Raw genomic sequence first — 12,760 nt, forward strand, 5'->3', positions numbered from 1 at the left:
TGGTGGCCTGATTTTACTCCGGTAACTGACCTAAATTTTTATTGACATTTACATAGGTGATATTGTTCGGTTAAATGACATAACATATACTGTAAACGGTGCAAGAGAAGTACCGGAAAACAAGTTTCTTTCCCCCGAGAACGGCAATATATGGTATGCAATTGATGTTGCCATTGAGAACAAAGGTAATCAAACCTTTAACTTTAACTCAATGCTAATGTTTACTTTAATTGACGGTGAGAATATAAGTTATGATGTGGCAATTGTTCCCGATTTAAGGGGAACTGTTGACGGCGAAATAGCTCCAAAAAGAAGTCTTCAGGGCGAAGTTGCTTTTGAAATACCCCAAGACGCAAAAGACCTTAAGCTGGAGATAGACCCAATCCTCTTTGGAGATAAAGCTATTATCAAATTGGACCGTTAATTATGAAAAATCCTCAGGATAAAACCCGAGGATTATCTTTTTGAGGATATTTAAAACAATCTCATTTGTTCATGCTTCACTTTGTATGTAGCAGATTCAAGTTCCGCACCGGATTTAACAAGGCTGGACTGTATTACACTCATGTTAATTCCCGAAAGCATCCTGTGCAACAGGCTGTATACCACATCAAACTGCATATATATATCTGTCTGTTTATGACCGGTAAGGCATATCAACTGGGTATTTGTTGCCTTTGCAAGCTCGAAAATATACGAAAGAAGATAGCTTGCATTTGCTTGACCGAAGGGATTGTCTATCCATATAACCTTGCTGGAACCTTGCCATCCGGTCTTTTTATACCTTAAGTAGGAAATAATCGAGATAAACATGGCAAAAAATCCTGCCAGCTTCTCTCCGCCGGACCAGTTTATAACCACTTCCCACGGAATATAGCGGGAAGCCCCGACAGTCAATTCGGGCTTAAATACCTTGATTGAATATTCGTTAAGGTTTGTAACGGCATCCAAAAGCCTTACAGGGGACATTATTTTTGCTATTTCACTGTCGATTCTTGCCATATCATATTTACCTTCGGCCTTCATTCTCTCAATTTCATTAATGGACTCCTCAATATAGCGGGCCATCAGAGCTTTTCCCTCTTCCTGATGAAGGGACGGCATTTCAATTACTATGGTCTTTCTGCTGGTGTCATTAATTTTTATTTTGGAAAAGGTATCAACGGATTTTAATTCCTCGTATATGGCTTCTGCCTTGCTATAGCAGCGTTCTATAATTTCCTCCTTGTCTTTTGTGAATTCGTTTAATTGAAACTCTGCTGCGTCCTTCATCTTTTCAACACTCTTTAGTATATCCTCAAACATATCTTTGACATATTTGAAGTTATACATATCGCTTTTCATAATTTTATCGAGGGTCAGTCTGATTGTCATATTTTCGGCCCAATCCGCATCACTGTACAGCTTATTATAGCTTTCCCGGATATTGGACTGCATCGTTTCCAGATTTCCTGCTGCTTCAAAATAATGTTTTTTTATTTTGCTTGTAATGTGGGAAATCTCTTCAAGAGGCAATTTTAATATATCCCAGAGAGAAATGGTTTCTCCTTGATATACAAAGCTATCCATATTCTGTCTTGTTGATGCCTCGATACTTATATTTTTTTCCTCTATATACTCATCGAGCCTTTCCCTGTATTCTACCAGCTTACCCCTTCTTTTTTCAACTTCATCCAGTTTTTTTGCGTTCTTCTGCTTCTTTTTTCTAAAGGCATCTATTTGCGCTTCAAAAAGGGCTCTATCAATACCTTCTAATGTTTCAAACTCAAAAGGCGGAAGATTGTATTTTTTCTGTATCTCTTTTCTCTGTATTTCTTCTTTGCCTTTTAATTTTTCAATATCTCCAAAGTACACCCTTTCTTCATCTTTTAATGTATTGGCTTCTTGCTCTAGTAGATGTTGTATTTTGCGTTCTTCTTCAATTTCATATTCTGTAAAGCTTGCCGAAATCCCATCAAAGTCGGACTCTTCAAATCCCTTTGAACGAATGTTGTTTAAGTTTTTTTCTACGTTTTCCCTGCATTTTTCGATAAATTTCTTTATCTGCTCCCCGTCTCTTTCAGATATCTTTATTTCAAGTCCCCGGGCTTTAGAGAGAATTTCTTCTAAAGTTCCGGTTATTTGCATTTGGGGCTCTTCAATACTTAATTTTGCTGATATTTCATCAAATATTTTTCTTTTTTCCTCATACTGTCTTGAGTTTGTGTTTATACTTGTTTTTACATCCTCAATATTTTTAAATATTGAATCAATCTTCTCGCTGAAAGTATTTTTCTCCCTTTCAATTTGCTCAAGCATTTGTTTTTTTACCCGAAGGTCTTTATCAAGCTTTGAAATTTCATCTTTAAGCTCCATATACTGCTTAAGACTTTCAATATCCTTCTCTTTCTCTTTTACAAGTTCATTTGCTTTATCAATAGCATCTTGATTTTCTCTGATTTTTCTCTGAAGCGTATCTCTTTCTTCTCTTATACTCTTTAGGGTATCATCATTTTTGTTGATATCCTCTAAAATAGCATCAAAATGGGCTCTGTTTTCTTTAAGCCATCCTTCGGGATAGGTCTTTACGAACTCCCGGCATCTTTCCATAAGTCCGGTTAACTTTTCCGCATTTTCTTTCATTCCTTCATATTCAGCCTTCAATCTGTCGATATTTTGATCCATTCCCGTAAGATATGCTTTAAAAAGTTCGGAGTCTAAAGCTAAGGCATTATTCTTTGAATAAACCACATACATTTCTAAAGAGCCTAATTTGTCAATTCCCTTTGATAATTCCGATTTGGTCTTTGGAGTCATTATTCCATCTTCGGAGTCCACAATAAAAGTCACAGGGTAGCTTTCAACCAGCTCCAGCATCCCGTCAAACAGAGGACCGTCCTCTATTTTTAGCAGTTCTTGTTTGTCTATTATTATTGAGTGGCACAAAAGGGGGTTTTGGTGCAAAAGAGCCTCCCTTAAATCCTCACGCTGGTTTTTTAGCCACAATGAACCCGGTATGCATCTTATGTTATGGTCTTTCAAGTACTCGTAAACTTTTTTGAGCTCTATATCCGGAAGGTAGTATTCACTGCCGTCAAAAAGATACTTTCTCTTAATAAGCTCATGGTATCTTCCCAAAACATCACTTATGGAATTGTCCATCTTTATCTTAAGAGCGTTAAGAGCTTCATGGGTTTCTTTGCTGTAAACATCTTCGGAAATTTCATACATAGATATTTCTTTATTTATTTTTGAGTATTTGTTTTCAAAGGTTTGGATTTTTTCATCGAGGTTGTCTTTTTGCTGACGCAAAGCTGCTGTGCTTTCATTTATCCTGTTTTCTTTTATCGATAAATCTTCCATTAACCCGTTTATTTCTTCGATTTCTTTTTTGAGATTTCCTATTTTGCATAAAAGTTCATCCCTTTGCTTTGTAAAACTTAAAAGTTCTTCCGAAGGAGCTAATAAAATTGTCATATCCTTTGAATAAAAATATGATGAAAGCTGGCTTAAAACTTTTTGCTTATCCTCAATCTTTGTGCGAATGGAAGAAATATTGTCCCTTACCCTGTCCCTCTCGACATCTTTTTCTTTGACTTTTATTTCTAGTTCTTTCTGTTCCTTTGACAACACATCTCTTTGATTTATTAAGTCTTCCATGGTTTTTTGAATTTTCTTTATCTCTTCCTCAAGCAAAATCTTTGCATGATATATGTAATTTTGATATTCTTTGTCAATCTCTTCTTTTTCTTTTGAAAGGGCATCAAGCTGTGCTTTAGATAATGAAATCTCACTTCTTGTACTAATGACCTCCTCATACATGACAGCCGATTCCATAAAATTGATTTTCTCTTTGCACTTTTGAATTTTATCCTCAAGCTTATTGATTTCTCTTAAAACTTCCTCATGTCTTGCTTTTAAAGATTCAAGTTCAATGAGTATTTTCTGATACTCAAGGCTTTCCGTTTTATATGAAAGCTCTTCAATTTTTGCTGAATAGTTACGGTCGTTGTTTTTTAGGCTTTCACTTTCGTCATATAGCCTGTTTGAGGCAATTGTTATAAGATTTGAAAGGGTCAGCAAATCCCGGCTGATGTTATTTATTTCATCAACAGTCACACCGTAGTCATAAAGCTCTGAAAGAAGCTTTGATGCTTTCTCGCAAAAAGCTTCATACATCTTTATATTATGCTGGTAAATGGGTATGTTCTTTAAGTTTTCGAGATGCTTTTTGAAAGTCTCAGCCAATATTCCGGATGTTTCCCCTTCTCTCTGAGGAATATTGGGAATAATAAGCTTTTCAATTACATTCCTAGACTTTCTTGCATTTTCAAAAAATTTGTCAATTCCGCCCTCAGTCTGGTTTATAACCTTTATAGCTTCAAATTCTTCCTTAAACAAATTAAAAGTATAAAGCTTGTCCCTGTATTCCCTCTGGCGGTCACGAGAGTATATATTAATATTAAGCCGCATATCAGAGATAAGTTTCTTTAAATAGTTCTGGTACTCTAAAAAACCTATAACCTGCTTTTTTTCATTTATTGCTTCAAGGCCTTTTATATCAAAATCATGGGGCAAGGTATATTTATGAGTATAGGTAAAATACCTAAGCCCGTCGGAATTTTTGGACACACAAATACCTGTCAGAAGATATTCGGCAATGGGGCCGTCAAGCTTCCATTCCACCATAATATGGGTAGGAGAAGCTCCGGGCTTGAAATAGTCGCTAAAATTCCTGCTTCCCATACTTGTATTGGGCAGCACGACCTGAAGAGCCAATTGAAGTATGACACTTTTTCCTCCCCCGTTTTCAAGGTTCAGGAGGGCATTTTTCCCGTCAAACTCAAACACTTCGTTTGAAATACATTTTTTATCGTCGTCATATTTAAAATTCACAATTCTAAATCTGTTTATTCTCGGCATAAAATCATATCCTTTCAATGAAAGAGAGGATTTCTCTTTTTCTGGTACTTTCGGGGTAATAGCTTATCACTAGAGTATCCATTTTGTCGGTGGTATAGATTTCACTGTCATTGTCTAAATTTACAAGCCCTTGTTCCTGAAGAAATTTGATGGTCCTGTATATATAGCTTATTCTAGTGCCTTTAGACTGGCTGAAGTTTTTTATTTTTTCGTCATAGGCAGGCATATCAAGCCATAGCTTTGATATACTCCTGAAATTAAAATTCAGGGCTTCATCGATTTCTTCATTGTTTTCCATGGCTTCAACCGCTTGAAGCTTGGATGTTATATATGCTTCGAGCTCTTCGACATTTAGCATGGTGCGAATCTTGTTGTTGTAGTTCTCACCGTTAAAGAATTTTATAATAATAGATAGGATTATTATGTAGGACAAATACAGTTCAGTATTATTGGCAAAACCCATTTTATCCCTTAACTCTTCGTTGGTAAAGCCGAAAAATCTGTTATCCGTTCTCGGAGTATAATACAAGGTGTCCGAGGAATGAAGCACCATAATTCCGGACTCTTCTTCAAATATCCTCATAATATATGATATTTCAGGATCTTCATAGGACATAAACAGTTCAGGTTCATCCTTTTTTGATATTTTGGATTTTTCAATCAAGTTCATAAACAAAGAAAATGCCTTTCTTACCGAATCAGGCGAGAAATTCTCCATCATTTTTCCCCCTTGATAATAAAATCTGTTATCTCATTTCCGTTTTCAAAGCTTATCTTTTTATCCCCGGATATTAAAAGCAGGGTTTTTAGAGCTCTAAGCTCGGGCTTTTTGTCAAATATCCTTTCAAAAAGGTAATAAATATTTATGTTGTAAGTTGAAGTATCCCTTACCATCCTGCTTAATATATCTTCTAAATCTTTAAAATCAATGAGTTTGTTTTGATGAAGAATTACAACCAAGCTGTAAAAGTCAAAATCAAAGGAAGCCGTATTATACAAGTTTTCATCAAGCCTTGCGAGGGCTTGGCTAAGATGAGACTCACCTTCATAGTATGCTTCAAGAAGTATGGCCTCAAGGTAAGCCATAACCTTTTTATCCCTTCTTTCCCTCTCTTCTCTCTCTTCCTTTTCCTTCATCTCCATCGCCAATTCAATGTCTATGCTTTCCCTGTCATCTTCCAGGGCTTCACTCTTTATCCTCTGAGGCTCTAAAGCTTTAAACAGATTAAAGACCTTAAGGGATGCATTATTGGTGAACAGCGGAGACAGTATGCTTTTTAATGGTTCGGGATTTAAATTTATTGAAATAAATACATCAAAGATACTTTTTTCAAAGTCAATAAATTCGCTGACTCCCTGGCGAAGCCTTATTTCTATAGTTTTCAAGTACTCGCCTACAATGTCAAGCTTTTCGTTAAAAAGCCTGTCATGTTCGGCGGTTGTTATATTGAGTTTTTCTGTAAGCACATTTATTTGCTCGAGCTTTCTTAGCTCATCTTCTTCAAGCTCAAAATAGTTTATTTTCTCAATGTTTTCCCTATGCTCTTTTAGTATCCTTTTTATATTGCCAAATTCCCGTCTTTCAATCTCAAACTGCTCCTTTATCCTTGAGAAAAGCTGCTTTAAATCTTCAAAATCAATTCCCAGCACATTTTGCCGTATGTTCAAAAGGAGGCTTTCAAGTTTTTCCCGAAGCTGTCTTACTTGGAGATTCAGCTCGTTTACAGTCTGTAATGCTCCGGAAAATACCCCTTTTTCAATTTGCTGTTTTAAATACAGCTGGGTTATGTTAATCCTAAATTCCGAATATATTTCCCGAGTTTTAAAGAGGAGCTCCATCCCCTGATCAGTAAGCTTATACCTTGCAGATTTTTTAATCTCGTAATATGAAGTATCAATAAGCTTTATCGAAATGGATTCATCTTTATTGGTCTCCAAGTTTCGGAACTTGAAATCAACTACCTCGCCGCCACTTCCTGCTATTGAATCCCTTATGTAAAACGCCATTTCCCTTGACTCTTCCTGAGTCATATTGATATCATATGACCTTTTTAAAAGGAGCTGCAAAAAATCTGCAATGTTGTCAATGCTGCATTCTTCACGCCCGATTAGCATATTTTCCAAAACAAATAGCAAAACGGAAAATCCTACGGAAATCATGTCTACTTCGCCATATTTCTGAAAACCTGTGAGCTTTCGTGCTAGGTGTATAAAAGGTGCCAGATTGCTCATTCTCTGCCTGAAATCCTTAAGACAATCCAAAGCAGTTCCTTCAAAGTCATTTCTCTGGTACAAATTTTACCGCCTCCTGTGGAATATACTTGCCATCGTACAGTACTGCTGCTATTTCCCTTCTGCTCTCTTCGTCAAAATGCTCAAGAAAAGGCTCCAAGGGTACTTCCGACTGATTTGTCCTAAGCTTAGGAGGCTTTTTGGCTGCCTTTAACAGCTCTTGATACAATCTTACATGGGGTACTATCAAATCCTTGCCGTATTTTAATGCCAAAGAGTTGTATATTCCGATGCCTTCATAATCAAGGTCACCGAAATAATATACCCTCTCTATTTCTTTATCCATTGCTACTTCAGCAATAAAACTGTAGCTATTTATTATCTTCTTTCCTTCACCGTAAATCAGCATATCTACATTTACCCCGTAAATTTGACGTTTGGGCTTTCTTTCCAGAAATTTTACCACAGAATAAAAAGTATCCTTGTTTTCGATAATTAATATATTAAGCCTGTCCTTTGGCTCAAGCAATATATAGAAAAAAGCTTCTAATGTCTTGTAACAATTCAGGTCCTCAAGAGAAAGCCCCACGCGTTTTAGCAAAACCTTTCCGTGGGATTCGAGAAATTTCTCATTGTTGAAAATCTCAAAGGACCTTTCATTCATAGTGCATCTATATTTTAATGAGCGGCCTGAAGTACTGTCAAGAAGATACTGAGAAAGCATCAAAATATACTTCCTGTCATTTTTATATGCCTCAGGGTTTTTGAAATAATAACTTTTATCAAGCTTTGGGTACAGGGCTTGCAGCTCCAAAACCAATTCGTCACTGAGTTTACTTTCATTTTCTACAAGTATCCTGTATTTATTATATAGAGGAGGATTGCGGCCATTAATCCCCGATGCTTTTACCGGCGAAAGAAATCCTTTTTCACATAAACTATTAATAAAAGAGGCAAAAGACCGGTATCCTCCTTTAAGCTCAAAACTGTCCACTCCCAACTGTTTTTCAACTCCAAGGAGAATGTCAGAGGTCTCAATTACTTTCTTAGCATGATTCTCAATCGTTTGATAAATGAGTTTTTCCATTAAAAATGCCCTTTCCGTCTCAGCAAAATAATTTATTAGATATTATCACTTTTGCTCCATAAGCAAATACCTTTTTAGAATCGCCATATCTGTAGAATTTATATTGGAATCTCCGTTTAAATCGGCAGCCAATTTTCCGTTTTCATACGGAAATTTATCAATAACCTTAAGCAAATATCTTTTTAACATGGAATAATCCGTTGAATTTACTTTCAAGTCACCGTTTACATCTCCCTTAATTACTTTAGGTGAAGGAGAAGGCTCGGGATTTGATACAGGTACCAGTTTCCAATGCTGATTTGATCCTTCTGCATCGGACCACTGTTGAATTATTCCGCCATCCGCAGTTGACCATTTTTGAACATCTATCAGCTTTCCGCTGTGCCTGCTGGAAATCTTGAAATACCCATCTCCTATGTCTTTAAATTTCCAATGCTGATTGTATCCGCCGTTGCTGGTGTACTGTATTAAAACTCCCCCATTCTCCTTGGACTCATCTTTTACATCCAAAGCTTTTCCGCTTTTTACGTTCACAATCTTTTTATAACCGTCACTAACGTCCACAAGATACCACTGCTGACTTAAAGAACCGTTGTCGGTCCATTGAACAATTTGGGCCGCATTTTCGGTGGAGCCGTCGAGGACATCGAGGACTTTTCCGCTGTTTTTGTTCACCAGCTTGTAACGCGTAGTATCCGGTATGTACTCGTAAACTTTTCCCGAAGAAACATCAATCTTTATAGAATCATAATAAGGTAACTCAAGCTTTGTATCCGATATGAAATTTATCGGAAGCCATACATATTGGGAATCATTTACCTTTCCTCCCCAGGCACCGGCCCAACGGTCTCCTGTATACAGATAGGTGGTCTCAGCACTTCCCTGAACGGGAATGATATATGCCGGCTGAGACCTGTATGTAGTCGAATTTCCGAGATTTTGGAGTGAAGACCAACCGCTGGCCAAATCTTTTGAATAGGCATATTTGGTCTGATTGGGATTCCATCCTGTACAACCGGAGGTAATCAGATAGTAGTAACCGTTTCTTTTTATGAGGCAGGGTGCTTCTCTTTGCTGCCCTACAAACAGCTTTGCTTTAAGGGATGCAATATTTTTATAATCGGGTGTTAATTCATAAAGATGCAGGTCCATGTTTTCATTGGCCGAGGAAATGAAATATCCCTTGCCGTCGGTGTCTACAAATACATTGCAGTCCCTGGACATATATCCCGGAAGGCCATGATCCATAACGCCTGTGTCTTGCATAGGACGAAAGCTTCGAATATATGTGAATTTGCCGTCGGGGGTTTTGCAGTATGCAACAGCTGCCCTTGCCTGACCGTAGTTTATACCGTTTTCCCAGTGCATCCACATGACAAACTCACCGGTTGATGCGTTATACATAACTTTTGGTCTCTCAATATTGCATCGATTAAGCTCGGGAGCAGAATCCGGAGCCAGTACCTCTCCCCTGTATTCCCAATTTGCAAGGTCTTTTGACCTGTAACACCGTACGCCTAAAAAGTAGTTGGAGCTGTCCCGGTATTCACCGTACCAGTAGTAATAGTCGCCGTGTTTTAACAAACCTCCTCCATGGGCATGTATTACATTTCCCGATGTGTCTTTAAACTGTGTTCCGTTGACAACGACCCTGTCGTTAGCCAACACAGTAAAGCTTTTAATAGTCCCCATCAGAAATGCCGCAAAGAGTAGTGTTAAAATAAACCGGCATCCAACATATCTTTTACCCATCTTTTATCCCTCCCCACAAATGACATTAATTATAAAAACAGCATTTACGTGCCGTTTATTAGTATCATAGACCTGTATAAACGGGACTTGGCAACGCGGCCCATATATATTTTCTCATATTGTACCTAAAGCTTCAACTTATGGCCGGTAAACTTCTTAATATAATTCTTTTTAAGATTGACATATCGGTAGAATTAACTTTGCCGTCTCCATTCATGTCTGCAGCTTTAATATCATCTTCAACCGGCAAATCTGCAATTTGCTTTAAAAGATATCTTTTCATAAGAGACATGTCTGTGGAGTTTATTTTACCGTCACCGTTCAAATCTCCGGCCAAAACCTGATTTTCTGTGCTATCGGAAACCGCCATGGAGTATGGAGAAACTGTCATTACTTTTCCGTCGGAAAATGTAACCTTCTTTGCAACTGATGAAGCATTATAAACAACATAGGTCCTTATGTTGTTTTTATTAAATACCGAGTACAACGGTGTGTCGGAAGTAACACTAAAATCGGGAAGCCCCATGCCGTCAAGATTGCAAATCCAATGATAGGTATGAGCACGGCTTTCCCCATCCTCGGGGACAATGTTTTCGTTCCACATGTTTTTGGCTGCCGCAGGGTCATAAAGGGCGTAATACATATACTGTATATCCTTCCAGTTGGGAGGTTCCGATGCCCCGCACTCTTTTAGCATTTCCTCATAGTTTTCCTTTACATAGCCAGGGTCTTTCCCCAGATACAATGAGGCGGCTGTGATTGGTAAAAAGTTTATACCGTGCTTTTCCGAATTTGTACCGTCCCACCAAATTTCATGGCAGTATTTGCCTCCCCATACCATGGAAGCGTAATTATGTCCGTAGGTAGGCGAAAATATGTCTTTGTATAAATCGAACCAGTAATTGTAGACGGCTTCAATCTCGGTAGTATAAAGATAAATTCCAACATCCCTTATTGCTTTATTTCCTGTTGCTTCTCCCCAAAGAATAATTGCCTGCCATGCATTGATTGCCTCAGATGACGACTCCTGATTATTGCCGTCTGCAAACCCTGCATGGCCTGATGCCCAAGAATGGCCTTCATAAGGGTCAAAATTTCTTAGAAACGGAAATCTGGTGTCGCTTCTGTCCCAGTTTGCAATATCTTTGATTAACAACTCCACCATTGCTCCCCAATTATCTCTAGATGCCCATTGGGGGTCTCTTAACGCTATTTGAGCTGCAGCGTGAAGAAAATAACCGTAATGGAAGTGATGATCGTTTATCTGGTCGTCACTTCCGTAGCTTGAGGGATAACCTATCAAGGTTCCCCAGTTGGCGTCGTAATAAAATAGTCTTGCTGTTTCCCCTTCTTTTGCAGTAAACCAGTCTTCCAAAGATGATTTCATAAAACTTATAAACCGGTCGGCCGCATAAGTATTTCCAATCTGCTCTGCAATAGGAAGGGCACATGAAAGCTTGCCTAGATGCTTTCCAAACCAATAGGTGTCATCGGAAACAGGAGAATTTGCATAAAGAGCCAGTTCATTAATATATCTATTTATTGCATCTTTATCATAGGTTCCTTTGTCGGGAAGGTTCGGCAAAATTCCGTGATAGCGATATACAGTCTTAAAGCTTGTACCTTGAACTGTTTTCATAATGCCTCTCAGCGTTGAATAAGTGTACGGCAGAGGCGAAATATGCGGGTTGCTTCGCCATTGATGAGGATAAAGGGCAAAAATTGTGCCTTTATTTGCTCCTTCCTTTACTGAAACTTCTGCTGTAAAAGTAGTAGTAAGAGTGCTTTCACTCTCATTGTAGTTCCAGTTCACTTTTGTGTCTGTCACAAAGGCATAGGCATAATCTTTATAATATGTAAGGGTGGAAACCTTGTTGTCGGGTAAAACTGCAATTGAAAAATAGTTTTTTCCTGCCGGAAGTATACAGGTTATTGAACCGGTTCCGATTCCATGCCATGTAGAACCTAAAGGAGCAAAGAGTCCGTAATTTACACCGTTTATTGTAATGCCAAGATACTGGCTTGTAGAATCTCCATAAAACACTGTTGGTGAAGCGGCAAAATCAATCTTGGGATTTCCGCCTGTGAAAATAAAATAGGCATAGGGACTTCCCTTCATTAATGTAGATTTGATACCGCTTGAACCCACCGACATAACCGCATCGAAAGAAAAATCGGATATTTTGTCCGCCCTTGCATCGGGAAAGTTTTTAACAGATGAGTGTCCAACGGTGAAATCACTTTTATGGGCACCGATATAAGCTATTCCTGAGCCTCCCAAGGCAGGCTTTCCTACTTCAATGCCTTCAGCTTTAAATTTAAACGTCAAAGGATGAGCATATATCGGAAGTGAATATTGATTCCATAAAATAGAGCTTTCCCAACTGTTGGTCGGAATTGCACCCTCAAAATCGGATGTTTTGTAGATTTCCGCTTGAGGCCCTTTTGCCCCCGAAGGCAGAACATCGGTATAACTACCGGCTCCTTCACGATAATACCGGGCAGCGGCAATCCCAAAAGGTTGTATAACACCAAACAGAACTATTGCTGCCAGTATAAACGATATTGAAACCTTTTTCTTTAACATAAGCTTCCTCCCCTTGGTAAAGCAGTTTCCATACTTATAATTTACATTAGCAGTTCTACTATAAGCAATCCGTATATTTGACTTAAGCCTCAGCCATAAAAAAGAAAACAATCCATATGTATATACATTATAACACGGATAGATATAAGTTGAATCAAAAGATTTTCTATATTAATATTTATAGAAATGCAACCATGGAG

The 12,760-nt window shown here is 38.0% G+C and carries 7 protein-coding genes; 1 reads left to right on the plus strand and 6 read right to left on the minus strand.

What is annotated here, in order from left to right; all coding sequences use genetic code 11:
* Window positions 1–61: 61 nt before the first annotated feature.
* Window positions 62–424, plus strand: a complete 363-nt coding sequence (locus PLH43_RS10670; protein ID WP_324362927.1) for a DUF4352 domain-containing protein — start codon at window positions 62–64, stop codon at window positions 422–424.
* A 50-nt stretch (window positions 425–474) separates the two neighbouring features.
* Here the strand turns inward: PLH43_RS10670 and PLH43_RS10675 are convergent, their stop codons facing one another.
* The 6 genes from PLH43_RS10675 to PLH43_RS10700 all read right to left on the minus strand — a co-directional run bounded on the left by PLH43_RS10675 (window position 475) and on the right by PLH43_RS10700 (window position 12,560).
* The gene (locus tag PLH43_RS10675) at window positions 475–4,902 is read right to left on the minus strand and encodes a chromosome partitioning protein ParA (RefSeq protein ID WP_324362915.1); all 4,428 of its coding nucleotides are present in this window, start codon (window positions 4,900–4,902) and stop codon (window positions 475–477) included.
* Window positions 4,903–4,906: 4 nt separating this feature from the next.
* On the minus strand, window positions 4,907–5,623 hold the full coding sequence (locus tag PLH43_RS10680) for a DUF6063 family protein (protein WP_324362917.1): 717 nt from the start codon (window positions 5,621–5,623) through the stop codon (window positions 4,907–4,909).
* Window positions 5,620–7,197 (minus strand): hypothetical protein, encoded by a 1,578-nt coding sequence (locus PLH43_RS10685; protein WP_324362920.1) that lies wholly within the window; start codon window positions 7,195–7,197, stop codon window positions 5,620–5,622. The genes PLH43_RS10680 and PLH43_RS10685 overlap by 4 nt, the downstream gene beginning before the upstream one ends.
* Window positions 7,181–8,221: a Wadjet anti-phage system protein JetD domain-containing protein gene (locus PLH43_RS10690; protein ID WP_324362921.1), complete on the minus strand. Its 1,041-nt coding sequence runs from the start codon at window positions 8,219–8,221 to the stop codon at window positions 7,181–7,183. The genes PLH43_RS10685 and PLH43_RS10690 overlap by 17 nt, the downstream gene beginning before the upstream one ends.
* A 45-nt stretch (window positions 8,222–8,266) precedes the next feature.
* A complete protein-coding gene (locus tag PLH43_RS10695; protein ID WP_324362923.1) occupies window positions 8,267–9,973 on the minus strand; it encodes an RICIN domain-containing protein in 1,707 nt (568 codons plus the stop codon).
* 133 nt (window positions 9,974–10,106) lie between these two features.
* Window positions 10,107–12,560 carry a glycosyl hydrolase gene (locus tag PLH43_RS10700; RefSeq protein WP_324362925.1) on the minus strand — a complete coding sequence of 818 codons (2,454 nt, stop codon included), beginning with the start codon at window positions 12,558–12,560 and terminating at the stop codon, window positions 10,107–10,109.
* Window positions 12,561–12,760: the final 200 nt, after the last annotated feature.

This window comes from Acetivibrio sp., from assembly GCF_035371925.1.
GTDB lineage: Bacteria > Bacillota > Clostridia > Acetivibrionales > Acetivibrionaceae > Hungateiclostridium.

Excerpts from the sequence above, each read along its gene's own strand:
- PLH43_RS10675 (WP_324362915.1), bottom strand. The coding sequence starts at position 4,902 with ATGCCGAGAATAAACAGATTTAGAATTGTGAATTTTAAATATGACGAC.
- PLH43_RS10680 (WP_324362917.1), bottom strand. The coding sequence starts at position 5,623 with ATGATGGAGAATTTCTCGCCTGATTCGGTAAGAAAGGCATTTTCTTTG.
- PLH43_RS10690 (WP_324362921.1), bottom strand. The coding sequence starts at position 8,221 with ATGGAAAAACTCATTTATCAAACGATTGAGAATCATGCTAAGAAAGTA.
- PLH43_RS10695 (WP_324362923.1), bottom strand. The coding sequence starts at position 9,973 with ATGGGTAAAAGATATGTTGGATGCCGGTTTATTTTAACACTACTCTTT.
- PLH43_RS10700 (WP_324362925.1), bottom strand. The coding sequence starts at position 12,560 with ATGTTAAAGAAAAAGGTTTCAATATCGTTTATACTGGCAGCAATAGTT.